We start from the raw sequence: 24,046 nt of genomic DNA on the forward strand, positions 1-24,046 counted from the left end.
CCGCGCCTCACTGTGCCTGCAGCGCCTGCAGGTAGTCACGGAGCTGGCGTTCGAAGGCCGCCAGCGATGCCTCCACGGCCGGCGTTCCGACCTCTTTCACCTGCGCCATCAGGGCCTGCGCCTGCACTGCCAGGGCATCGGCGCCGAGCGTCCCCAGCCCACCGGCAATGCGATGCAGCACGTCGGTCAGCACCGCCGCATCCTGCGCCTGTACCGCCGAACGGCCGCGCAGCAGATCGGCCTCGGTCGCCTCGCGCATACTGTCGATCAATACCTGCGCCACGTGGCCGGAACCGAACCGGGCCTCGATGGCGGCGCGACCGGGCAGAGCACCCGGCAGCGCGGCCGGCACCGGTGCCGCCGCATCCACGATGCCGTCGCGGCCGTCGCTGCCGCCTGGCAACCAGCGCAGCAGAATCTGCCGCAGCGTGGCCAGCGCCACCGGTTTGGCCAGCACATCGTCCATGCCGGCCTCACGGCAGCGTTGCACATCCGCGTCCAGGGTACTGGCCGTCAAGGCGATCACGGGCACCCGGGTGGCGCCGCTGTCGCGTTCGCGTTCGCGCAGGCGGCGGGTCATCTGGTACCCGTCCATCACCGGCATGCGGCAGTCAGTGATCACCAGGTGGTATCCGGTGGACGCCAGCTTCGCCAGCGCCTGTTCACCGTCCTCGGCCAGCTCGTGGGCCATGCCGAGCTGCTGCAGCCGCCACTGCATCAGCACCTGGTTGGTGGGGTGGTCCTCCACCACCAGGATGCGGCGCTCCGCCAGCGCCGCCGGCAGCGGTTCGACCTCCGGTACCGGCATCCGCCCGATGTCGGCGTGGCCCTCGCCGGGCAGGCGCGGCAGCGTCAGCTCCACCGTCACCCGCGTACCCTCGCCGGGCACGCTGTGCATCTCCAACTGGCCATGCATGAGCGCCACCAGCCGCTGGCAGATGCTCAGCCCGAGACCGGTGCCGCCGTACTTGCGGCTGGTGCCCACCTCGGCCTGTGCGAACGGTTTGAACAGCCGCTCGCGCTGTTCGGCGGAGATGCCGATACCGGTGTCGGTCACGACCAGGCGCAACCGCTGTGCGTCGTCCAGGTTCTCCACACAGTCCAGCGTGATGGCGACCTGTCCCTGCTCGGTGAACTTGATGGCATTGCTGAGCAGGTTGAACGCGATCTGGCGCAGGCGCACGCCGTCGGCCAGGTGCAGCGCGGCCACCGCGTCGTCCACCCGGAGCGACAACTGCAGCCCCTTGGCCGAGGCCTGTGGCGCCAGCAGCTGCTGCACATTGTCCAGCAGCGATGGCAGCGCCACCGGACGCGGCTCCAGCGGCAGCGCGCCTGCCTCGATGCGCGAGTACACCAGAATGTCATCGAGGATCTGCCGCAGCATCTGCGCCGAGTCCTCGATCACCTCGATCACCTTGCGCTGCTCGGCATCCAGCTGCGTGTGCGAGAGCATCTCCAGCATGCCCAGCACGCCGCTCATCGGCGTGCGTATCTCGTGGCTCATCGTTGCCAGGAAGTCCGCCTTGGCCGCCGTGGCGCGCTCGGCAGCGGCCTTGGCGTCGGCCAAAGCGTCGGCCTGCGCACGGGCTTCGGTGACATCCACCCAGTACCCGCTCCACAGCACCGCGCCATCCTCGGCGGCATACGGCAGCGCGCGGGCGCGGATCCAGTGCAGCACGCCGCGCGGGTAGGTGCGGAACTCCATATCCAGCCCGGTGAAGTCGAGCGCGGCGCGCTCCAGCACCTGCAGTACGCGCGGGCGGTCCTGCGCGTCGAGCTGGGCCATCACCCGGCTCTCGTCGGCCATCGCCTCGGCCGCGCTCAGGCCGAACATCGCTTCCATGTCACCCACGATGTAGGGCAGCGACAGGCGTCCGTCGGCACCGCGGCGGGCCTGGTAGACAATGGCGGGCAGGTTGTCGGTCACCTCGGCGAGCCGCTGCTCCACACGCCGGCGCGTGGCCACTTCGCGGCGCAGGCGCAGGTAGCCCCAGCCATGCACCAGCAGCGCGGTGAGCAGGATCAGCGCGATCGGCACCGCCCAGCGCACCGCGTCGCGCCAGTCGATGCCGCTGCGGTACTCGGCCGACAGCCAGTCGTTGCGGATGGCCTCGTGTTCGCGCGGGGTCATGTTCACCAGCACGCGGTCGAACGTGGTGGCCAGCGGGGCGTACTGGCGTTTGACCGCGAGCGAGAACTGATCGTTGAAGCCGGCGGGCGCGGCCACATGCAGCTGGGCGGGGTAGCGCTCGCGCACGATGCGGTCGACCAGCGCCAGGTTGCCGACGTAGGCATCGGCATCGCCATTGGCCAGCCGCGCCAGGGCCTGCTCGGCGCTGCGCGCCGGCACAATGCGGGCGTTGGGCGCGTGCTGCAGGATATAGCCGCGCAGCCGGTCCGGATCGGACAGCAGAATGCTGAGCCGGTCCAGGTCGGCCACGTCCAGCACCGACGCGCTGCCGGTGGCGGTCACGATCACGTTGGGCACCGTGATGAAGGGCTGGCTGAACACCCAGTCCGGCCCCAGGTAGGCCGAGTCGTTGGGCATCCCGAGCACCACATCGACATCGCCGCGGCGCGCCTGCTCACGGACCTCGAACCAGTCGTGCGCGGGCACCCGGATCAGGTGGGCGCCGACCATGCGCAGCTGCTTGAGGTAGTCGCCGGCCACGCCGCTGGCATGCCCGTTGGCATCGATGAATCCCAGCGGTGTCGCATTCGGCGCGAACCCCATCCGAAGCGGTGTCGCCAGCACGCGCCGTTCGGCGTTGCCCAGGATCAGCCGCGACTGGGTGGACCATTGCGGGGTACGCAGCCAGCGCCGCGCGATCGTGTCGCGTTCGGCCTGGCCGAGGCTGGCCAGTGCGGTGTCCAGCGCCTCGGCCAACGGCTGCTTGGCATGCGGCACGCCGAAGTGAAGGCGCTCCGGCGGCAGATCGCTGGGGCGCAGCACGCTGATGTCGGTCAGGTGTTCCTGCTCGATCACCGCCGCAGCGACATAGGCGTTTCCTATGTACACATCCGCCTCGCCCCGGGTCACCATCGTCAGCGCCCCGGCGGTGTTGGCCGCGCTCACCTGGCGGGCGGCCGGGAAGCGGGCACGCACCTGGTCGCTGGTCACGAAGGCCTCTTCGGTCACCACGCGCAGGCCGCGCAGGTCCGGGTCGGTGGAGGTGCGGGTGTCATCCGGGCGCGCCACCAGCGCCAGCGGTGCATCCAGGTAGGCCCGGGTGTAGACCATGCAGCGGGTGCGGTCGGCCGTCAGCGCGACGTTCATCACCACGTCGACCTCGCCCCGGCATGCCGCATCCAGCACCTCGGTCCAATTGCGATACAGGCGGACCTGCACCGTCACGCCCAGGCGCTCGGCCACCGCCTGCAGGTAGTCGTAGCCCAGGCCGACCGGCTTGCCCTCCTCGATGGCCTCAAAGGGCGGCCAGCCGCTGTCGTACAGGCCAAGGATGATGGTAGGGTGCCGCTCAAGCCACTCGCTCTGGCGCGGCGGTACCGTCGGCGCCAGGGCCGGGTTGCCTGCAGCGGAGAGCGGCGCCGGCACGCCCAGCACGACGGCCAGCATCAGCACCCAGCGGGCGATCCGGGTACGCATGCGGCCTGATCTCCCTAGAATGAAGTTTCCACCCCAGCACGACCCCACGGGCGGCTGCCTTTGAGGCAATACTAGTCCATGACCCTGCGCATAATCATCGCCGACGACCACCCCGTCGTCCGGATCGGCACCAAGGCCGTGATCGAGACCAGCGGCGTCGGTCGCGTCGTTGCCGAGGCCAGTACCGTCGAAGAGCTGATGCGGGCATTGTCGTCTTTCCCCTGCGATGTGCTGGTCACCGACTACTCGATGCCCGGCGGGCAGCAGGCCGACGGCTTCGCCATGATCGGGATGATCCGCCGCCGCTTTCCGGACCTGCCGGTGCTGATGCTCAGCGTATCCAACAACCTGGCGATCCTGCGGATGGTGAAGTCCACCGGCGTGCTCGGCCTGGTCGACAAGGCGTCCTCGATGGAAGAGCTGCCGCTGGCGATCCAGACCGTGCAGCGCGGCACACCGTACGTCAGCCGCACGCTGAAGGAGCGCATTGACGCGATCGGCACGCAGAGCGTCGATGACGAGGGCCACAAAGAGCTTTCACCCCGCGAAGTGGAGGTACTGCGCCTGCTCGGCACCGGCCTCACCGTCAAGGAGATCGCTCTGCAGCTGCACAAGAGCGTGAGCACCATCAGCCGCCAGAAGGGCGATGCGATGCTGAAGCTTGGCCTGAAGGGCGACGCCGAACTGTTCGACTACCTGCGCGACGGCCACCTCTGAGCGACAGCGCCCCTGATCCGCGCTGCGCGCTTCTGCAATGCCGGACACCGTGCCGGCGTCGCCTGCCACCCCTGGTTACAATCAGCCTCCCCGCCGGGCGCTGCAGGGGCGATCACGGCAGGACATCCACCAGGACGCAACAGGACAGGGAATGAAGATGCGCTTCATGTCGGTATCACTGATGGTCGCCGTGCTGGCGGCCTGCGGGCAGACGCCGGAAACAGCTGATGCGACCGCACCTGCATCGGCACCTGCGGCAGAAGCAACGCCAGTGGCGTCCACGCTGGCCGAGGACGACAACGACATCGAGAAGGGCGTTGATCCGTCGGTATGGGACAACGAAGGCGAGCCGGCAGACGTCACCCCCGGCGACGACATCACGTGCGCCGACGCGCCGTTGGCGACCTACTTCTTCACTCTGGTCGGCGGCAACACGGTGGACGACTGCGGCCGCACAGACCCCAGGGTGCTGGCTGCATTCGATGCGCTGATGAAGGACGCCGCGCCCGCCGAATCCACCGATCCGGCGGTGCCGCCGCTGCGCGAGCGTCTGCTCAGTGGGCCCAGCGCACCGGGCAGGCCACTGCAGGTGCAGGACCAGACCTGGTGGTACTACTCGGCCTGCCAGGCGCATCAGTGCAGCACCACCGCGCTGGACATGCTGTACGCGCCGACGCAGGCGAAGCTGGTGGGCCGCCTGGTAACCGACTGCAAGGTGCGGTGGCTGGGCGATCCAAGCGGGGCGCAGCGTGCGCTGATCGAGACGACCCACCCGCTGGACGAGGCCTCGCTGCAGGGCGAAGACGGGTCCTGCAGCTGATACGGCTGCGTCCCGCAACGGTGTACGGAAAGGCCGGGCGGATGCGCGGCCTTTTCTGCTTTCTGCGGGCGCTAAAAAGCGGATCACTCAAGTTCCCTGAATGGCTCGTACATTTATGTACTGGTCAGTTTAATATTCAGGGCCGATTGGGGTGGCTAACGGATAATTCACACCTGTCGCCAGCAGCGCAGCTTCTCCCCTCCCCCGCGCTGCTGGCGATCAAACCAAAATAAAAAAGGTGTCCCGATGATGAAGTCTTCTCTGCTTGCCCTGGGTCTGCTCGCTGCACTGCCGTTCGCTGCTTCGGCAACCGACGGCCTGTCGTACAACTACGTTGAAGGCGGCTACGTGAACACCGATGCCAAGGGCGGCGACGCCGATGGCTGGGCTGCCAAGGGCTCGGTCGCGATCGCGCCGAACTTCCATGTCTTCGGCGATTACAACTCGCAGGAAACCAAGCGCGGCAGCGCCGACGTCGACCAGTGGCGCGTGGGTGTCGGCTACAACTACGGCATCGCGCCGACCACCGACCTGGTGGCCCGCGTCGCGTACCAGAAGTTCGATCCGAAGCACGGCCTGGACTTCAACGGCTACGCCACCGAAGTGGGCGTGCGCACCGCGTTCACCCCGATGATCGAAGGCTACGCGATGGCCGGCTACGAAGACTTCAGCAAGAAGCACGGCATCAACCCGGACGGCGAGTTCTACGGTCGCGTTGGCGCCCAGGCCAAGTTCAACCAGAACTGGGGCCTGAGCGGCGAAGTGAAGCTGGCCAAGGGCGGCGACAAGGAATGGTTCGTCGGCCCGCGTTTCACCTGGTAATCGGCGTCACGCAGCACCCTGTTGGATGGCGCGGTCTCTCTCCCCTGCGCCACGAAGCCCGGCTCCACGCCGGGCTTCACTTTTTCTGGCCACGCCCACGTCGGTATGCCACGCCAAACCCAGCGCACGCTGGGTTTCTGCGTTCTGGCCATTGCGGTCCAGCACGTGATCCATCTCCGGCCGCGCGTGGTCCAAAAAAAAACCCCGGCAATGCCGGGGTTTTTCACAATCACTTGAACAGCGTGTCCGGGTATTCCGGTTTCTGTTCGCGTGCCAGCAGCGCACGCAACCCTTCTTCGGGCGTTTGTTCGCCATGCAGCACGGCGCGCACACGTTCGGAGATCGGCAGGTCGATGCCGTGGCGGCGTGCCTGGCGCATGACTTCGTCGGCGGTCTGCACCGACTCCACCACCTGACCGATCTCGCGGATCGCGTCGGGCAGGGATTGCCCACGTCCCAGGGCCAGGCCCAGGCGACGGTTGCGCGAGAGATCGCCGGTGCAGGTCAGCACCAGGTCGCCCAGTCCGGCCAGCCCCATCAGGGTCTCCGGCTTGGCGCCGATGGCCGCAGCCAGCCGCAGCATTTCGTTGAGCCCACGGGTAATCAGGCCGGCACGCGCGTTCAGGCCCAGCTGCATGCCATCGGCAACGCCGGTGGCCACGGCCAGCACGTTCTTCATCGCGCCCCCCAGCTCGGCGCCGACCATGTCATCGCCGGTGTAAGCGCGGAAGGCCGGGCCGTGCATCGCTTCGGCCACCTGCTGGGCAAAGTCCACGTCGTCACCGTGCACGGTGATGGCGGTGGGCAGGCCCTGGGTGACTTCCTTGGCGAACGACGGACCGGTCACCACGGCCAGCGGCACGTCCGGCCCGAGGACCTCGCGCGCCACTTCGTGCAGGAAGCGTCCCGAACCGGGCTCGAAGCCCTTGGTGGCCCACGCCACGCCTGCTGCGGCGGGCCGCAGCGGTGCCAGCGCGCGCACGGTCTCACCGAACGCGTGCGAGGGCACCACGACCAGGATCCAGGCGGCTCCCGCGACGGCGGCGGCCAGATCGGTGGTCGCGCGCAGCGACGCGGGCAGCGGAATGCCCGGCAGGTAACGGGTGTTCTCGTGGCGCTGGTCGATGGCCTCGACCATGCCGGCGTCGCGGCCCCAGAGCACGGTCGGATGACCGTGCCGGGCCAGCAGGCTCGCCAGCGCGGTGCCCCAGGAACCGGCACCGAGAACGGCGATCTTGTCTGCGTGGCTGCTCATCGGAACGAACGCAGCGCCGATCAGGCGTTGCCGGCCGGCTCGGAATCGGCCAGCGAGGTTTCGCCCTGTTCCTGACGCTGACGCAGGGTTTCGGCGTACAGGCCTTCGAAGTTGATCGGCTGCAGGAAGAACGGCGGGAAGCCGCCGGCCTGGATCAGCTCGCTGACCAGCGAACGCACGTAAGGGAACAGGATGTTCGGGCACTGGGTGCCGAGCAGCACGTCGATCGCCTGCGGCTCCAGGCCGATCAGGCCGAACACGCCGGCCTGCTGCACTTCGGCCACATAGGCGGTCTTGTCGCCGGCCTTGCAGGTCAGGGTGACGGCCAGCACGACTTCAAACGCGTTCTCGCCCAGGCGCTGCACGCGCTGGTTCAGGTTGAGCTGCAGTTCCGGCTGCACGGCTTCGTTGAAGACGGCGGGGGCATTCGGCGATTCGAACGAAACGTCCTTGACGTAGATCTTCTCGACGGTGAACGCGGGGCCGGTGGCGGCGTCGGCCGGCGCGATCGCGCCGTTGGTGTTCTGATCGGACATTTCCTGTAGCTCCAGAATGAATGCTGTAAAAATGGATTGTTGCATCCCCAGCGATGGGGGCGTGTGGCGTCGCGCACAAGGCGCGCAACGCCATCAACGTGAAATCAGTTGCGGCCCTTGACCAGCGGCAGGTCGGCCTGCTGCCACGACGGGATGCCGCCTTCAAGCACGTTGACCTGCTCGAAGCCGGCCTTCTTCAGCGCCTTGGCGGCGGTTTCCGAGGCATTGCCGGTGCGGCACACCAGCACCACCGGGCGCTGTTTGGCATTGGCCACCAGCTTGTGCTCGGGACCGAACTGGCTCGGCTGCGCATTGCGGCTGCCGGCGATGTGGCCCTTTTCGAAGTCGCTGCTGGACGACAGGTCCACCACCAGCGCGTTCCCGGCATTCATCAGCTGGGTCAGTTCGGCCGGCTTGAGCGACGTGTAGCCGCGGAACAGGCGCCGTACTTCGGTCACGATGATGGCCACGGTCAGGCCGACCAGGGCCATCGACAACATCGGGTTTCGGCCGGCAAAGGCCAGCAACTCTTCGTAATTCACTCAGATCACGGGTCGATAAGCGGGCGCCGATTGTCGCACATGCGGGCGAAGCGGCGTCCAGCGGCCACGGGGGCCGGGATTATTGGCCTTGCCAGAGGTCCGGCAGGCCGCCGGCCTGCCACCAGCGCTTGGCCTGCGGGTCCCAGCGCCAGACTTCCTTGACCACCACGGTGCGCTCGGCCTGGGTGTTGACGTTGATGACCCCGATTTCGACCCGGCGCTCCACGGTCCCATCGGGAAGCGCGGCGGTGCTGCGTTCGCGATAGGAGGAAACACGGATCTGCTCGTAGCGGCGCAGCTGCAGGTCGGTCAGCGGGTGGGCCTTGCGGTAGTCCGGGTCCAGGTAGCCCAGCGCATCCTCGGCGTTGCCCCAGCGGATGGTGGAGCCGTACTGGTTCTGGACCTCCTCCAGCGCGGTACGTTGCTTGCGGCTGAGATCGGCCGCAGCCAGCGTCCCCACGCCGGTCAGCAGAAACGATGTCAGGAGCAGGATCTGGACCAGGCGGCGCATGCGAATTCCCCAATAGGCAAGGCGCCCATCCTACCCTCTCGCGAAGGCCACGAAGCGGCCGGTGAGTTCGGCGGCCGGCTTGCCGGCGCTGCCCGGCTGGCGCGCGGTGAGGCCGATCCGTGCCTTGCCGCGCTGCGCGAACGTGGCCAGGAAGCCGTCCCAGTCCGATTCCGCGTCCGCCTGGGCGTCGGCCTGCAGGTCGCCGTACACCGGCGCGAGGTAGCGCACGTGGCTGTCGGCCACGTACACATCGGCATCGAAACCGGCCAGGCGCAGCCGCAGCGTGACCAGCGCCCAGCCGGACAGGGTCAGGGCCGAGGCCAGACTGCCGCCGAAGGCATTGCCCTTGTCGTTGACGTTGGCCGCCAGCGGCGCCTGCAGGCGCAACACGCCGTCACGGTAGTCGTGGACACGGATCTGCATCGCCGCCACCGGCGGCATGCGGTCCAGCACGTGTTGCAGCGCAGCCAGCTGCGCGGGCAGGGAATCGGAAACGGACATCGGAGGGCAACGGCATCGAAGGGCTCGCATAATGCCCGCAATGGACACCGAAGCAAATCCGACGCACTGGACCCTGTTGTCGCTGCGCCCGCGCGGCCAGCACGCCCCGATGCGCCGCGCCGCCCACACGCTGGGCGCCACGACCATCGCGCTCTCACCGTGGGCGCTGCGCGCGCGCGGCGACGCGGCCACGCGTGCCGCGCTGGATGCGGCGCTGGGCGCCGACCGGGTGATCTTCAGCAGCCCCTCCGCCGTGGTGGCCGCATCGCGCCTGGCCCGGCTCGATGCGCCGCACCCGGGCCAATGGCTGGCGGTCGGCAGCGGCACCGCAGCGGCCCTGCAGCGTGCCGGCGCGCGCGATATCCAGGCCCCGGCGCGGATGGACAGCGAGGGACTGCTGGCACTGCCGGCCCTGGCCACCCTGGACGGCCTGCGCGCCGGCCTGGTGACCGCGCCGGGCGGGCGCGGCATCATCGCCGCCACGCTGCAGGCACGGGGCGCGCAGCTGCTGCGCGCCGACGTCTATCTGCGGCAGCCGCTGCCGCTGTCACCACGCACGCTGCAGCGCCTGCGCCATGCGGCGACGCCCTGGGCGCTGGCGGTGAGCAGCGCCGACGCACTGGCCCGGTTGCTGGCGCAGCTGCCCGGGGATCTGCAGGCTCCACTGCGGCAGGCCTGGGTGGTGGCGGCCAGCGAGCGCCTGGCCACGCAGGCCGAGGCCGCCGGCTTTGTCCACGTGGTGCAGGCCGACGGCCCGCTTCCCGCGCAGCTGGTACAGGCGGCGCACAGGGCGATCACACGACGCGCAACTTGCTGAACCCGCGTTTTCACCGGTCTTGCAGGCAGCGCGGGCGGCGGGTGATGCTGTGCACCACGTCGCTCGCCAGCCAGCGGACTGCCCGGCGCGCGCGACAAGGATGCCTGTATGAATGAAGCCGATTCGCCCCCTTCCACCCGTCGTCCCCTGCGCTGGATCGTTCCGGTGCTGGGCCTGCTTGTGGCCGGCGGCGGTGCCGCGTGGGGGTGGACGCAGTGGCAGGCGCAGCAGGCCCAGGCCCGGCAGCGCGACGAAAACGCGAGCCTGCAGCTGCAGGGGCTGCTCGACAGCGTCGAGGCCCTGCGCCGCGACCAGCGCTCCACCTCGCAGCGGGTGCAGGACGCGGCGGCCACCAACCGCGTGCTGCGCGACGAGATGCTCGGCCTGAGCCAGCGCAACGCCCTGCTCGAAGACAATATGGCCAAGCTCGCCGACAGCACCCGGCATGGCGCGCAGGCGCTGCAGCTGGAAGAGGCCGAACTGCTGCTGAGCCAGGCCGGCCAGCGGCTGGCCTTCGCCGACGACGTGGAGGGCGCCAAGCGCCTGTATGCGCTGGCCGCCGCTGCGCTGGGCGACATCCAGGGCGGCGACTACCTCAACCTGCGCCAGGCGCTGATGCAGGAGCGCAACGCGCTGGATGCACAGGGTCCCGGCGCACGGGCCCAGGCCAGCGCCGCGCTGGCCGCGTTCGCCCAGGCACTGACCGCCCTGCCGGACGCGGTGGCCGACGACGCACGGACCGCCGCCACACCGTGGTGGCACCAGGTGCTGGCCCCGTTCGTGACCATTACCCCGACCCGCACCCAGGGCCCGCTGACCGATGCCGAGCGCGTCGCGGCGTGGGATTCCCTGCAGCTGGAACTGACCCTGGCCCGCGCGGCGATCGAACGCGGCGACCAGGCCGGTTATGAACAGGCACTGGACCGCGTGGCACTGTGGCTGCCGCGTCTGTGGCCGGATTCACCCGCCCTGCGCGAGCGGCGTGGTGAACTGCAGCATCTGCGCACCCGCACGCTGCGCCCCACCCTGCCCGAACTGGGCAGCACCCTGCAGCAACTGCGCGCCATGCGCGATGGGAGATGATCGATGAAGCCATTCCAGTCCCTTGTGGTTCTTCTGTTGGCCGTTGCGCTCGGCGTGATTGCCGCGCAATGGCTCGGCGCCGACTCGCTGCGCCAGTTCGGCGAAGTGATCTACCGCTACGCCGGCAATGACTACCGCTCTACGGTGCCCCAGGTTGCGCTCGCGGCGCTGGTGGCACTGCTGTTGCTGTGGCTGCTGTGGAGCCTGGTGGCCGCGCCGTTCCGGGCGTGGGGCCGCTACCGCCGCAAGCAGGGCCGTGCGCGCCTGACCGAAGGCCTGCAGGCGCATGAGTACGGCCACTGGCAGCGCGCAGAGAAGCTGCTCGGCGCTGCGGCCGAGGACAAAGAGGTGAGCGCGGTGGCGCTGGCCACGGCCGTGCGCAGTGCGCAGGCACGCGGCGACGAGGCTGCCGCCAACCAGTACCTGCAGCGTCTGGCCGGCGAAGACGCCACCAGCCACGCGCTGCTGCTGGCCGAACGTCTGCTTGGCCAGGAACGCCCGGTGGATGCGATCAATGCGCTCGACGTGGCGGCGATCCAGCCGCTGCCGCCGCGCGGTCTGTGGCTGCGCACCGAGGCGCTGGCGCGTGCCGAACGCGCGCACGAGGCGTATGGCCAGCTTGGCGCGCTGCGCAAGCAGAAGGTGCTGCCCGATGATGCCGTGGCTGAACTGGAAGCCCGCCTGGCCGCGCAGTCGCTGCTGGAAGCCGGCGACGTCAATGCGCTGGCCGCGCAGTGGGAAGCCACGCCGAAGGCGCTGCGCAGCGATCCGGAGGTGGTGGCCGGCTACGCCCTGCGCGCGGTGGCGCTGGACTGGGACGAACCGGCCCTGCTGACCCTGGAACAGGCCCTGGACACGCGCTGGGACGAATCGCTGGTGACGCTCTACGGGCAGATGCCGGTGGACAAGCTGGCCACGCGCCAGGCCAACCTGCAGCGTTGGCTGACCAGCCACCCGGCCAGCCCGGCGCTGCTGCTGGCGCTGGGCCGCATCGCCGTGCGTCAGCGTCAGCACGCGGCGGCGGAGGATTACCTGCACCGCGCGATCGCCGCCGGTGCCGGCCCGGCGGCCTGGGAGGCGTTGGGCGAGGTGTTCCACGAGCGGGGTGATGCCCCGCTGGCCGCGCAGTGCTTCGCCAACGCGCTGCGCCAGCAGCGCGGCGAGGACAGCGTCGCGCTCGCCCGCTCCACCGAAGCGGCCGCCGCAGTGACCGAGCGTGCCACGGTGGAGGAGCAGTCGTTGATGGCGCAGCCGTTGCCGGCCGATCCCATCGACCCGGTCGGGGGGCTGCGCGACGAGCGCGACGACTACGGCAATCCCCGCCTGCCGTAGTACCGGGCGCTGCCCGGCAACAGTGCCCCTGCGTGTTGGGGGCACCAACGAAAAAGGCCGCCCTTGGGCGGCCTTTCTCATTCGCACATCGGCCGCGTCAGCGTTCGACGATCGCCACCACGCCCATGCCGCCGGCGGTGCAGATCGACACCAGCGCGCGGCCACCGCCGCGTTCGGCCAGCTGCTTGGCGGCCGTAGCGATCACGCGCGCGCCGGTGGCGGCGAACGGGTGGCCGGTGGCCAGCGACGAGCCCAGCGGGTTGATCCTGGCCGGATCGATCCTGCCCAGCGGTGCGTCCAGGCCCAGACGGTTGCGGCAGTAGTCTTCGCTTTCCCACGCACGCAGCGTGCACAGCACCTGCGCGGCGAACGCTTCGTGGATTTCGTAGATGTCGAAATCCTGCAGAGTCAGGCCGTTGCGCTTGAGCATCTCCGGGACGGCGATGGTGGGCGCCATCAGCAGGCCCTCGCCGTGCACGAAGTCGACCGCCGCCACCTGCGAATCACGCAGGTAAGCCAGCGGTTCGTGGCCGTGCGCGCGCGCCCATTCCTCGCTGGCCAGCAGCACCGCCGAGGCACCGTCGGTGAGCGGGGTGGAATTGGCCGCAGTCAGCGTGCCGCGACCGGATACCTTGTCGAAGGCCGGCTTGAGCGTGGCCAGCTTTTCCAGCGAGGTGTCCGCACGCAGGATGTTGTCGCGCTCGACACCGCGGAACGGGGCGATCAGGTCGTTGAAGAAGCCGCGCTCATACGCCGCAGCCAGCTTCTTGTGCGAGGACACCGCCCATTCGTCCTGCGAGTCGCGGGAGATGTTCCACTCCTTGGCCATGTCCTCGCAGTGGTCGCCCATGCTCTTGCCGGTGCGCGGTTCGGCCACGCCGGGAAACTCGGGCTTGAGCTCGCTGAGCTTGAAGCCACGGGTGAGGGCCTTGAACTTGTCGCCAGTGGTCTTGGCGCGATTGGCCGCCAGCAGGCGCGCGCGCAGCTTCTTGCCGTACACGATCGGCACGTCGGAGGTGGTGTCCGACCCACCGCCGATGCCCGATTCGATCTGGCCCAGCGCGATCTTGTTGGCCACCGCGATGATGGTGTCCAGCGAGGTGCCGCAGGCGCGCTGCATGGTGATGCCCGGCGTCAGCGGCGACAGCCCCGAGGACAGCGTGGCTTCGCGGCCCAGGTTCCAGTCGCTGGAGTGCTTGATCACCGCGCCCATCGCCACTTCGCCGAGCTGCTGGCCGTGCAGGCCGAAGCGCTCCACCAGCGCCCCGAGCGTGCGCACCGACATGCCGAGGTTCCCGACGTCCGAGTAGGCCGTGTTCTGGCGGCAGAACGGGATGCGGACGCCACCGAGAATGGCGACGGGACGGGCGTTGGGCATGGAGATACCTGGCATGGGAGGGGTGTCTGCAACATGGCCTGCACGAAGGAGCAGGCATAATGGGGGCAAGTGTAGCTGCCGCCCTGTGATGGGCCAACCGTGAAACCATGAGCAAACCCGACCACGGCATGAATGCCCTTGGCGTACTGGCATTGGAACTGGCCGGCGGCGACGCGCCGCGCCATGCCGCGCTGTCGTCCGAACAGGCCGGTGAACTGGCCGACCGCATCGGCCGCGACCTGGCCAAACTGGTGCCCGGCGTGAGTACGCTGGACTTCGTCTTCGCCGGCGCCCATTTCGACCCGGCCGAGGTGCTGCGTCCGGGCTGGCCGATCCACCGCCGTCTGGAAGAGCTGCAGATGCGCGCACCGGGCCGCAGCCAGGGCCCGCGCCTGCTGGCCTTCGGTGCCGGCGCCGACGGCGATGTACCGTTGCCGTTCCAGGCCGATGCCAGCCTCACCGGCGGTGGACTGCGGGTAGTGCCGTTCCTGCTAACGGGGACCGACGTGGCGCAGACCGCCGCTGTGGCCGAGGCGCTGGAGGACGTGCTGCTGGCCCAGGGCATGGCCCAGCCGGATACCGCCCTGCTGGCGCAGAACGCATTTGGCGCGCAGATCGAGCACGCCCGCTTCTTCACCGTGAACGACCTCGCGGCGATGATGTCGATGCAGTACGACAATCAGGGCCTGGCGGTGCTGTGGCCGTTGATCGAGACCGCGTTGATGGCGCCGCAGGCCGAGGAATGGGTGGACGCCGCGCCCGAGCCGCTGCTTCGATACGCCGAGGGCGAAGTGCGTATGGCGCTGTTCGATCCCGCCGGCTGGTGCGCACATTACAACCACGGCAGCGGCGACTGCGATCGCCTGCAGGGCATCTACGACCAGTACCTGATCCGTCAGCGGCAGATGGCTGCGGTGCTGGAAGCCCACGGGCTGCCGGTGCTGTTCGTGCACTGCGAAGCCGGGCAGGACGCCCGCCGGTTGATGGCGGGCTGACAGCGCCGGCCTCCGCTGATGCCCACCCAGAAAAACGCCGGCATTCGCCGGCGTTTTTCGTTCTGCGTCGTGTCGGTTACGGCGCGGCCTTGATCACCGCGCAGGCCAGGCGGGCGCCGGCGTTGCCGGTCGGCTGGGTCTTGTAGTCGTCGGCGTCGGCATGGACGATCAGGCCACGCCCGATGATGTCGAAACCATCGCCCTTGCCGATGTTGACGTTGGTCGACACATCGGCGTCGACCACCGCATTGCCTTGGGCGTCGGCCTTGATGTTGGGCATGTCGCCGCCGTGGTGCGGGGTGGCGGCCACGCTGCCGTGATCTTCCTTGCCCGGATTGAAGTGGCCGCCGGCGCTGGCGCCGTCCGGCGCGCTGCAGTCGCCCGTCTCATGGATGTGGAAACCGTGTTCGCTGTTGGGCTTGAGGCCGCTGACCTCGCCCTTCACGTGGACCTTGCCGTCGATGACGCTGAAGGTGACGTTGCCCTTGACGGCATTGCCCTGGGTCGGCGCCAGATCGGCGACGGCACTGTGGTTGGCATGGGCATCGCTGCTCATCATCGCCGGCGGCGCGTCCGGGGTGGCGTCGGCGGTCGGCTGGGCGGCGGCGGATTCAGCGGCGGGCGTGGCATCGGGCGTGGTGTCGGCCGGCTTGTTGCAGGCGCTCAGGCCGAGCGTGGCAATGGCGGCGAACAACGCGGTATGGATCGGACGCATGTGGATCTCCTTGCAGGTGGCAGTGAATGAACGGTCGTCAGCAGGTCGTGCGCTCAGCGCGTGACGCGGATGACGCCGCAGGCGATTCGGGCGCCGGCGTTGCCGGCGGGCTGGGTGCGGTAATCGTCGGCATTGGCATGCACGACCAGGGCACGTCCGGCGATATCGGTGGCTGCGCCGCCGCCAAGGGTGACGGCTGGCAGACGCACGTCCACGTTGACCCGGCCCTGCGCGTCGGCACGCAGGTTGTCCATGTCGCCGGCATGATGCGCGCCGGCGCCGTTGCGCCCGTGTGCCTGACCGGTGGGATTGAAATGGGGGCCGGCACTGCTGGCATCCACCGCGCTGCAGTCGCCGCGCTCATGCACGTGGAAGGCAGCGGTCTGCAGCGGCTGCAGACCACCGATGACGCCGGTGATGTGTACCCCGCGGGCGTCGGGGACCAGTGCCAGCCGGCCGCTGACCAGACTGGCCGAGGCCGGTGCCAGGTTGGCTTCGGCCTGCTGGGCCGTGCTGACCAACGGCGCGGCCGGCGCGGCAGGGCGCGGTGGCGGGGTGGTGCCGCACGCGCTGAGCACCAGCGCGGTGGACGCGAGCAGAACAAGACGGGAACTGCGCATGGGAAAACTCCTTGGAGCCAAGCTAGCCGTGGCGTCGTCCACGGGCCATGAAAGAGGGGACACGCGCCGCACACATCGCCGCGACGCGTGGTTCATGCGCCACGGCGGCGGCCGGCGCCGAGCTTGCGGGTAAGGGTATTGCGGCCCATGCCCAACCGCGCGGCGGCTTCGGCACGGCGGCCGTGGGTGATCTGCAGGGCGGCCTCCAGCAGCGCCTGGTCGACCCGCTCGCGCACCTGCGCGTGCAGCCCTTCGGCGCCCTCGGCCAGCCGTTGCCGTGCCCAGGCCGACAGCAGCGTTTCCCATTGCCCGGGATCGCCGGAGGGCCGCGTGCGCGGGTTGCCACCGCGATGCAGCGCGCTGTCGACATCGGCCACGCCGATGGTGTCCGACGCCGCCAGCGCTGCCATGCGCCAGCACACATTCTCCAGCTCGCGCACATTGCCGGGCCACTCGTGTTCGCGCAGCGCCTGCACCGCGGCGGCGGTGAGCCGTTTGGGCGGGGTATCGAGCTTGCGCGCGGCGGCGGCGAGGAAGGTGTCGGCAAGCTGGGCAATGTCGTCGCGGCGTTCGCGCAGCGCCGGCAGGCGCAGGCGCACCACGTCCAGACGATGCAGCAGGTCGGCGCGGAAGCGGCCCTGCGCGACCAGCGATTCGAGGTCCTGGTGGGTGGCGGCGATCACGCGCACATCGACCCGGATCAGCTCGCGTCCGCCAACGCGGAAGAACTCACCCTCGGCCAGCACGCGCAGCAGGCGGGTCTGCAGCGGCAGCGGCATGTCGCCGATTTCATCCAGGAACAGCGTGCCGCCGTGGGCCTGCTCGAAGCGCCCCACGTGGCGGCGCTGGGCGCCGGTGAACGCGCCGGCCTCATGGCCGAACAGTTCGCTCTCCAGCAGTTCGGCGGGAATCGCGGCGGTGTTGAGCGCCACGAACGGGCCGGCCGCGCGCGGCGATTCGTGGTGCAGCGCGTGCGCCACCAGCTCCTTGCCGGTGCCGGTTTCGCCATTGATCAGCACCGACAGCGGCGCCTGCGCCAGCCGCCCGATCGCACGGAACAGCGCGCGCATCGCCGGGGTATCGCCCACCAGTTGTGGGCGCTGGTCCGGTGCGGGGGGCGCGGCGGGCTCGCTGGGCGCGGCGAGCGCCGCATCGGGCGCCGGCAGCACGCGCTGCGCCAGTGCCACCGCGTCGTCCAGGTCGAACGGCTTGGACAGGAACTCCTGCGCCCCGCCACGGAACGCCCCGGCGGTGCTGGCGACATCGGTGTAGGCCGACATCACGATGACCGGCAACTGCGGATGGGCGGCCTTGAGCTTGTCGAGCAATACCAGGCCGTCATCACCGGGCATGCGCACGTCGGTGAACAGCAGGTCCGGAACGGTCTGCGCGTCCAGTGCCGACAGCGCCGCCGCCGCCCCGTCGAAACCATCGACCTGGTAGCCGGCATCGCGCAGTGCGGTACACAGCACGAAGCGCACCGCGCGGTCATCGTCGACCACCCAGACGCGCTGGCCGGTGGACGGTACTGGATCAGCCATGTGTGGCCGCCTCTTCGTCAGGCGTGCCGCCGCCGATCGGCAGCAGCACGGTGAACACGGTGTGCCCCGGACGCGAGCGGTAGGTCAGGCTGCCGCGGTGTTCGCGCGCGACCTGCTGGGCGAGCGCCAGACCCAGGCCGGTACCCTCGGCGCGGCCGCTGACCAGGGGCAGGAACAGGTGCTCGGCCAGTTCTTCGGGAACGCCGCGGCCGTCATCGGCGATCTCCAGCCGCAGCGCCAGCGGGTGCAGGTGGTCGGTGATGCGCACGCCATGTTCCACGCGCGTGCGCAGGGTGACGGTACCGGCGCCGGCCTGGATCGCATTGCGCACCAGGTTCCACACCGCTTGGGTCAGACGATCGGCGTCGCCATCGAATTCGGGAATGCTCGGGTCGTAATCGCGTTGCACGCGCACCGCCCAGCCGCCCTCGCTCTCGGCCAGGCGCAGCACGCGCTCCAGCGAGGCGTGGATGTTCAACGGCGCGTGCGGTGCGGCCGGTGCGGGAGAGAGCAGTTGTTCGAGCAGGCCGTTGAGGCGCTCGATTTCCGAGCTGATCAGGTCGATCAGCTCGCGCTCGTCGGGGTCGCGCTGTGCGTTGCGCCGTGCCAGCAACTGGGCCGCGCCCTTCAGGCCGGCCAGCGGATTGCGCAGCTCGTGCGCCAGGCCCTTGAGGGCGGCGCTGAGCGCGCTGGGCAGCGCCTGGGTCGGGTCCAGCCCGGGAAACTCGTCGACCGGATGGGCCTCCAGCAGCCACCCGCCTGCATCCCATCGGCTGAGCCAGCCCTCGGCAAAACGCGGCGCGTCGCCGGGCAACGCCAGCGCCAGACGGTGCAGGCGCAGGACATCGCGCTCGTCGCGCGCCAGGAAGTGCGCCAGGGCTTCGCCCTGCACTTCCAGCGAGGCCAGCGGTTGGCCCACCAGGCGGCGCCCACTGACGCCCAGCCAGCGCGAGAACGCGGGATTGCAGCCGGCCACGCGGCCGTCAGCGTCGGCCCAGGCGACCGGCGTGCCGAGGGCGTCGAGGGCGGGGGGAACGAGTGCGGCGGTCATTGCACCAATGTAGTGCAAAACGGGGGTGTTGCGCCTGATCGGCACCGCGCCGGCGCTGGACGAATTGGCAACGTCTGTGCTGTCTGCACCCTCTGTGGTGGATTCGCTGAACGCACGCTATGCCCCACCTGCCGTACATCTGCACCGCTTGTCGGGTGAATCCCCGAATGCAGAACGTCGGCCGGCCAGACCGGGGGAACCTGCCGGCCGGGGAGGCGGCGGCGGCTTGTGGGGAGGGCACCGATCGTTGCCGCGGCGATCCGGTTCGGCCGGTGCGTCCGCTGAGGCTCGTCCTTCGAGGGACCAATTGCGCTCCCCCCTGGTGCCTACGGCATACTCTGCCCACCTGAAGGATCTGCTGCGCACAGGGAAGCGCCCGCATCAGATACAGCATTGATTGGCCAAGCCGTTTATCGGGACTTTCGCCCCAGCTCAGTCGCGGCTCTGAACGACGCCTCTCCCCCAGCTTGCCCTTCAGGTGCTCGGATGCATCTTCAAGGGCGGCGCGCGTCCAGTCCGAAGATCGACCCAACCAGCACCAGCGCGCCGGCCAGGATCAACAGCGGTACCCCACCCCGTCCCGCTGACTGCCCCGGGCGTCGCGCGCGGCGCGATGGCCGGTGATGCGCGCTCACACGTGCTGAAGGAGGTTGACCAGCCGCCCCAGCGGATCGCGGACGTGGAACCGCCGCACGCCCCAGGGTTCATTGGCCGGGCCGTATGCCAGCGGGATGCCGGCCTGGAGCACCCTGCGCAGCGCTTCGTCCAGGTCATCCACTTCGATGGAGAGATCGGGCACTGCAGTGCCCGAGCCCCCTTCCGAGGCGATGCTGAGCTGTACGGCCATCGTGTCGTCGCCGGCGTAGGTGCGGATCCAGCCGTGGTCCATCGCCACGTGCAGCCCGAGGATGTCGCGGTAGAACCGGTCGGCGAGCGCAGGATTGGACGCGTGCAGGTTGGCCACGATGCGGGTCACTTTCATGGTGTGCTCCGGGCCTGCATCCGGCGGGCCATGAGCACCTCCACCGAATCCACCTCGGCCAGCTGCGCGCGCACCGCGTCGGCCACTGCAGTGAACCGGCGCCGCTGGATCAGGTAGCTCACCACGAACACCGGCAGCATCAGCAGCATCGGTGCCGCGCGCGGGATCATGGCGCTGGCCAGCAGAATCGCCAGGGTGATCAACAACGCATTCCAGTTGTACAGGCCGACGACCCGCACCTCGTTGCGCCGGGTGTCCACCGCCACCAGACCACGCATCACCGGGTAGTAGCGGCGCGCAAAGGAAATAAAGAAGCTCTCGCGGAAGGCGATGCGGCCATCCGGCAAGGGACGGAAGACCAGCGGCAGCCATGTTTCGTTGGTGACGTCGCGTTCTAGGGCGTTCAGCGCAAGGCGGGAGCGCAGCGCCGCCGGCGCGGGAACGCGCGCGGTGAAGGCGACGATGCCGACGCCAAAGTACCAGGGCACCCACGCAAGCTGAAGGACGACTTCGATCAGGAGCAGTGCGATCAGGGCAAGGGCCATCGATCATCCGCGACAGTGGGCGTTGTCTGGCCAGCATACCCCGGCGCGCCGGAGGGGCGCGGCGATCAACCGCCGCCGGGGCTGGGAAGCGCCACGCCCTTGGGCCACAGCAGCCACAGGCGGCCGCTCTGCTTCATGTGCCCGGCCAGCGCGCCGGCGGCATCACCGGTGCCCCAGAACAGGTCCGCGCGCACCTCACCGGTGATGGCACCGCCGGTGTCCTGCGCGGCCACCGGCCGCACCAGCGCCGCCCCATCCGGACGCGTGGTGGACAGCCACAGGAGGCTGCCCAGCGGTACCACGCTGCGGTCCACCGCGACGCTGTAGCCGGCCGTGAGCGGCACGTTCAATGAGCCGCGCGGGCCCTCGTCGCCGTCGGCACCCTTGGCGAAGAACACGTAGCTGGGGTTGCTGGCCAGCAGCTCGGGCACCCGCGTCGGATGCGCGCTGGCCCACGCTCGGATGGCGTCCATGCTGACCGCGTCCTTGGCCAGTTCGCCCTGCTCCACCAGCCAGCGGCCGATCGGGCGGTAGGGATGGCCGTTCTGGTCGGCGTAGGCCAGGCGCAGATGCCGGCCATCGTCGAGCTGGACGCGTCCCGAGCCCTGTATCTGCAGGAACTGCAGGTCCATCGGGTCGGTGAGCCAGGCCAGGATGGGCGCGTTGACGCCGTGGGCGGCGATGCGCGCGGCATCGTCATAGGGTTTGAGCACGCGCCCCTCCACACGGCCGCGCAGGCGCTTGCCCTTGAGTTCGGGGTAGACGCTGTCCAGCTGCACGCTGACCATGTCGCCCGGCACGCCATACACCGGCACCGTGGCGCGCGCGGTGCGGGTCAGGCTGCCGGGATAGATCGGCTCGTAGTAGCCGGTGATCAGGCCCTCGGCACGGTTGCCGGCGGCACGCAGGGCGTAGACATCCAGGCTGTTCTGCAGGAACGCGCGGATGGCGGCCGGCGTGGCGTCCACGTGACCCGCCGCCACACAGAGGGGCGCCCACGCGGCATCGCCCTTCAAGCGCGGGCAGGCGCTGCGCCACGCCGCGAAACCCGCCTTCAGGTCGGTGTCGGACACCGCAGGCAACGCGTTCCAGTCGGCTTTGGCGTAGGTGCTGGCAGGTGCGGCGCCGGGGCGGGCGTTCTGGACGGCGCAGCCGGTCAGCAGAACCGACGCCAGCAGGATCGTGGCGCTACACAGGCGTGCGGCGATGCGGCGCGGGGCCTTCATGGGCGGTATTCGTGTGGCGACTGCAGGGAGGCAATTGTAGGGGCGACGGGGAGTCGGCTCTACCGCGCCTGCTGCAGCAGTGAATGCAGGATGCGGGCGTCGTCGGCATCGAGCGTGGGCGGCAGGTCGTCGCGGCCGCGGAACCTGCGATGGAAAGCGCCGGCGGCCGCATCGCGATCGTCGAGCGGGTAACCGAAGGCCTGCAGCGCCAGCCAAGGATCGAACCCGGCCGGTGCGGGGCCGTCGGCGTCGCGCGGCCAGAGGCCGAAACCGGCCGCAGCCAGTTGCTGCCACGGGAAGAAGCGGCTCGGGTCCTGCTTGCGCGCGGGCGCGAGATCGGCGTGCGCGATGATCTGGCTGCGCGGGATATCCAGGCGGGTGCACAGGTCGTCGAGCAGACGGATCAGGGCCGCGATCTGGACGGGCGCGAACGGGCTGCTGCCGTCGTTGTCGATCTCGATGCCGATCGAGGTGGAGTTGAGGTCGGTGAGGCCGCCCCAGCGTCCACCGCCGGCATGCCAGGCGCGGCGGTTGTCGGCGACGAGCTGGTAGATGTGGCCATCGGCACCCACCAGATAGTGCGAACTGACCCTGCCGCCGCTGTTGGCGGTCCGCAGGGTGTGCAGGCTCTGCTGCACGTTGTCCTGGTCGGTGTGATGCAGAACGATGATGACCGGGCCGCGCGAGTTGTGGTTCGGCGATGGCACCCAGGTGGCGAGCGGGCTGCGCAGGTCGGTGGGTGTGGTAGCGCAGCCGGCGAGCAGCAGGAATGCGAGCAGCAGGAGGGGCGTGCGGAGATTGGGCATGGGGGGATTGTGGCAAAAAAATGGCCGGGGGTCCTTGCGGGACCGACCGGCCAATACAGCTTCTCTCTCTCGTTTCTTGTTTCTTCTGGTGCCGGGCAGAGCCCGGCACTACGGGTGGTTCGTTGCCGGGCAGAGCCCGGCACTACGTCATGCGTCGGCGCGGGGTCACGTGGACTGCGCGCGCGTGCGAGGCCGTCAGGCTTCGTACGCAGATTCGCCGTGCGAGGTGACGTCCAGACCGGTGCGTTCTGCTTCCTCGCTCACGCGCAGGCCGAACACCATGCGCACCACCAGCAGGATCGCCACGGTCACTACGGCGCACCAGACGATGGTGAAGCCGACGCTGACCAGCTGCACCCAGACCTGGTGGCCGATGTCGAGGTCGGCCTTGGTGCCGCCCAGCGACTGCGCGCTGAACACACCGGTGAGGATGGCGCCGACGATGCCGCCGATGCCGTGCACGCCGAACACGTCGGCAGTGTCGTCCACGCGCAGCAGACGCTTGAGGCCGGTGACGCCCCACACGCAGACCACGCCGGCGACCAGGCCGATCACGATCGCGCCGAGCGGGCCCACGGTGCCGCAGGCCGGGGTGATGCCGACCAGGCCGGCCACTGCGCCGGAGGCCGCGCCCAGGGCCGACGGCTTGCCCTTGCTCACCGCTTCCACCAGCGTCCAGCCAAGCACCGCTGCGGCCGTGGCGAGGATGGTGTTGATGAAGGCGAGCGAGGCGACGGTATCGGCAGCGGCGGCCGAGCCGGCGTTGAAGCCGAACCAGCCCACCCACAGCAGCATCGCGCCGATGTAGGTGAACGGTACGTTGTGCGGCTTCAACGCGGTCTGGCCGTAGCCGATGCGCTTGCCGACGAAGTACGCGCCGACCAGGCCCGCCACGCCGGCATTGATGTGCACCACGGTGCCGCCGGCGAAGTCGATCGCGCCCATCTCACCCAGATAGCCGCCACCCCAGACGATGTGCGCCATCGGGATGTAGCTCAGGGTGAACCACAATGCCGAGAACAGCAGCACCGCTTTGAACTTGATGCGTTCGGCGAAGGCGCCGACGATCAGGGCGGTGGTGATGCCGGCGAAGGTGGACTGGAAAGCGACGAACAGATAGTCCGGCAGGCCCTTGATCGGCGTGTTGCCCACCGAATCCGGCGCGAAGCCTTTGAGGAACGCGAACTCGGTGAACGAGCCGAAGAAGGCGTTGCCCTGGCTGAACACCGCGCTGTAGCCGTAGGCCACCCACAGCATCAGCACCAGCGAGAACACCACCAGAATCTGGCTGAGGATCGACAGGACGTTCTTGGACCGCACCAGGCCGCCGTAGAACAGGGCCAGGCCGGGCACCACCATCAGCAGCACCAGCAGCGTGGAGGTCAGCATCCAGGCCACATCGCCGTGATCGAAGGCGGGCGCGGCCGCGGCGGCCACCTCGGCGACCGGCACCGCCTGCGCGGTCGCGAGCGGCTCGACGGCGACGGTTTCCGACGGCGCCGGGGTGACCTGCGCCTGCGCATGCGCCTTGCCGGAGAACGCGCCAACGGCCAGGGCGCTGACCAGCATCATCAGGCACACGGCATGGAACCGGGCTTGCCACCCGGTGAACAGAGAAGTCTTCATTGTGGGCTCCGAAGGGGG

The 24,046-nt window shown here is 69.5% G+C and carries 23 protein-coding genes; 7 read left to right on the forward strand and 16 right to left on the reverse strand.

The window, feature by feature from the left end; genetic code table 11:
* Positions 1-7: 7 nt before the first annotated feature.
* Positions 8-3,607: a transporter substrate-binding domain-containing protein gene (locus OC534_RS05290; protein WP_166472450.1), complete on the reverse strand. Its 3,600-nt coding sequence runs from the start codon at positions 3,605-3,607 to the stop codon at positions 8-10.
* Positions 3,608-3,685: 78 nt separating this feature from the next.
* Between OC534_RS05290 and OC534_RS05295 the strand changes: the two genes are divergently transcribed.
* The 3 genes from OC534_RS05295 to OC534_RS05305 all read left to right on the forward strand — a co-directional run bounded on the left by OC534_RS05295 (position 3,686) and on the right by OC534_RS05305 (position 5,966).
* Positions 3,686-4,324 carry a response regulator transcription factor gene (locus tag OC534_RS05295; protein ID WP_017355529.1) on the forward strand — a complete coding sequence of 213 codons (639 nt, stop codon included), beginning with the start codon at positions 3,686-3,688 and terminating at the stop codon, positions 4,322-4,324.
* Positions 4,325-4,475: 151 nt separating this feature from the next.
* Positions 4,476-5,144, forward strand: a complete 669-nt coding sequence (locus OC534_RS05300; RefSeq protein ID WP_153165545.1) for a hypothetical protein — start codon at positions 4,476-4,478, stop codon at positions 5,142-5,144.
* Positions 5,145-5,393: 249 nt separating this feature from the next.
* Positions 5,394-5,966 (forward strand): Ax21 family protein, encoded by a 573-nt coding sequence (locus OC534_RS05305; protein WP_262071555.1) that lies wholly within the window; start codon positions 5,394-5,396, stop codon positions 5,964-5,966.
* A 229-nt stretch (positions 5,967-6,195) separates the two neighbouring features.
* On the opposite strand, the gene OC534_RS05310 is transcribed toward OC534_RS05305, so the two are convergent.
* From OC534_RS05310 to OC534_RS05330, 5 genes are all read right to left on the reverse strand, one after another.
* Complete coding sequence (locus tag OC534_RS05310) at positions 6,196-7,221, reverse strand: NAD(P)H-dependent glycerol-3-phosphate dehydrogenase (protein WP_017355554.1); 1,026 nt, start codon at positions 7,219-7,221, stop codon at positions 6,196-6,198.
* Positions 7,222-7,241: 20 nt separating this feature from the next.
* On the reverse strand, positions 7,242-7,757 hold the full coding sequence (secB, locus tag OC534_RS05315; RefSeq protein WP_017355555.1) for a protein-export chaperone SecB: 516 nt from the start codon (positions 7,755-7,757) through the stop codon (positions 7,242-7,244).
* Positions 7,758-7,861: 104 nt separating this feature from the next.
* Entirely contained in the window at positions 7,862-8,299 is a 438-nt protein-coding gene (locus OC534_RS05320; RefSeq protein WP_017355556.1) for a rhodanese-like domain-containing protein, read from the reverse strand.
* 79 nt (positions 8,300-8,378) lie between these two features.
* The gene (locus OC534_RS05325; RefSeq protein ID WP_136006726.1) at positions 8,379-8,810 is read right to left on the reverse strand and encodes a hypothetical protein; all 432 of its coding nucleotides are present in this window, start codon (positions 8,808-8,810) and stop codon (positions 8,379-8,381) included.
* A gap of 30 nt (positions 8,811-8,840) precedes the next feature.
* Complete coding sequence (locus OC534_RS05330; RefSeq protein WP_017355558.1) at positions 8,841-9,311, reverse strand: YiiD C-terminal domain-containing protein; 471 nt, start codon at positions 9,309-9,311, stop codon at positions 8,841-8,843.
* 40 nt (positions 9,312-9,351) lie between these two features.
* Between OC534_RS05330 and OC534_RS05335 the strand changes: the two genes are divergently transcribed.
* The 3 genes from OC534_RS05335 to OC534_RS05345 all read left to right on the forward strand — a co-directional run bounded on the left by OC534_RS05335 (position 9,352) and on the right by OC534_RS05345 (position 12,543).
* The gene (locus OC534_RS05335) at positions 9,352-10,128 is read left to right on the forward strand and encodes a uroporphyrinogen-III synthase (RefSeq protein WP_262071514.1); all 777 of its coding nucleotides are present in this window, start codon (positions 9,352-9,354) and stop codon (positions 10,126-10,128) included.
* Positions 10,129-10,236: 108 nt separating this feature from the next.
* On the forward strand, positions 10,237-11,211 hold the full coding sequence (locus OC534_RS05340; protein WP_136006730.1) for a uroporphyrinogen-III C-methyltransferase: 975 nt from the start codon (positions 10,237-10,239) through the stop codon (positions 11,209-11,211).
* A gap of 3 nt (positions 11,212-11,214) precedes the next feature.
* Positions 11,215-12,543, forward strand: a complete 1,329-nt coding sequence (locus tag OC534_RS05345; RefSeq protein ID WP_262071515.1) for a heme biosynthesis HemY N-terminal domain-containing protein — start codon at positions 11,215-11,217, stop codon at positions 12,541-12,543.
* Between the two features lie 97 nt (positions 12,544-12,640).
* On the opposite strand, the gene OC534_RS05350 is transcribed toward OC534_RS05345, so the two are convergent.
* Complete coding sequence (locus tag OC534_RS05350) at positions 12,641-13,936, reverse strand: acetyl-CoA C-acetyltransferase (RefSeq protein ID WP_026070665.1); 1,296 nt, start codon at positions 13,934-13,936, stop codon at positions 12,641-12,643.
* Positions 13,937-14,028: 92 nt separating this feature from the next.
* On the opposite strand from OC534_RS05350, the gene OC534_RS05355 reads away from it, so the two are divergent.
* Positions 14,029-14,916: a hypothetical protein gene (locus OC534_RS05355; RefSeq protein ID WP_262071516.1), complete on the forward strand. Its 888-nt coding sequence runs from the start codon at positions 14,029-14,031 to the stop codon at positions 14,914-14,916.
* A gap of 76 nt (positions 14,917-14,992) precedes the next feature.
* On the opposite strand, the gene OC534_RS05360 is transcribed toward OC534_RS05355, so the two are convergent.
* The 9 genes from OC534_RS05360 to amt all read right to left on the reverse strand — a co-directional run bounded on the left by OC534_RS05360 (position 14,993) and on the right by amt (position 24,028).
* Positions 14,993-15,631 carry a superoxide dismutase family protein gene (locus OC534_RS05360; protein ID WP_136006734.1) on the reverse strand — a complete coding sequence of 213 codons (639 nt, stop codon included), beginning with the start codon at positions 15,629-15,631 and terminating at the stop codon, positions 14,993-14,995.
* A 53-nt stretch (positions 15,632-15,684) separates the two neighbouring features.
* Entirely contained in the window at positions 15,685-16,251 is a 567-nt protein-coding gene (locus tag OC534_RS05365; RefSeq protein WP_017355375.1) for a superoxide dismutase family protein, read from the reverse strand.
* Between the two features lie 92 nt (positions 16,252-16,343).
* Positions 16,344-17,792, reverse strand: coding sequence for a nitrogen regulation protein NR(I) (gene ntrC, locus OC534_RS05370; protein WP_136006736.1), 1,449 nt, complete (start codon positions 17,790-17,792; stop codon positions 16,344-16,346).
* Complete coding sequence (locus OC534_RS05375; protein WP_017356770.1) at positions 17,785-18,843, reverse strand: ATP-binding protein; 1,059 nt, start codon at positions 18,841-18,843, stop codon at positions 17,785-17,787. Before OC534_RS05375 ends, ntrC begins: the two co-directional genes overlap by 8 nt.
* Positions 18,844-19,474: 631 nt before the next feature.
* On the reverse strand, positions 19,475-19,825 hold the full coding sequence (locus OC534_RS05380) for a VOC family protein (protein WP_017356768.1): 351 nt from the start codon (positions 19,823-19,825) through the stop codon (positions 19,475-19,477).
* Positions 19,822-20,370: a hypothetical protein gene (locus OC534_RS05385; RefSeq protein WP_153165537.1), complete on the reverse strand. Its 549-nt coding sequence runs from the start codon at positions 20,368-20,370 to the stop codon at positions 19,822-19,824. The genes OC534_RS05380 and OC534_RS05385 overlap by 4 nt, the downstream gene beginning before the upstream one ends.
* A 65-nt stretch (positions 20,371-20,435) precedes the next feature.
* Positions 20,436-21,596: an MltA domain-containing protein gene (locus tag OC534_RS05390; RefSeq protein ID WP_017356766.1), complete on the reverse strand. Its 1,161-nt coding sequence runs from the start codon at positions 21,594-21,596 to the stop codon at positions 20,436-20,438.
* A 59-nt stretch (positions 21,597-21,655) separates the two neighbouring features.
* On the reverse strand, positions 21,656-22,402 hold the full coding sequence (locus OC534_RS05395; protein WP_262071517.1) for an N-acetylmuramoyl-L-alanine amidase: 747 nt from the start codon (positions 22,400-22,402) through the stop codon (positions 21,656-21,658).
* Positions 22,403-22,597: 195 nt separating this feature from the next.
* Positions 22,598-24,028, reverse strand: coding sequence for an ammonium transporter (gene amt, locus OC534_RS05400; protein ID WP_136006745.1), 1,431 nt, complete (start codon positions 24,026-24,028; stop codon positions 22,598-22,600).
* Between the last annotated feature and the right edge of the window lie 18 nt (positions 24,029-24,046).

It is taken from the genome of Stenotrophomonas sp. Marseille-Q5258 (genome assembly GCF_946900935.1).
GTDB lineage: Bacteria > Pseudomonadota > Gammaproteobacteria > Xanthomonadales > Xanthomonadaceae > Stenotrophomonas > Stenotrophomonas nematodicola.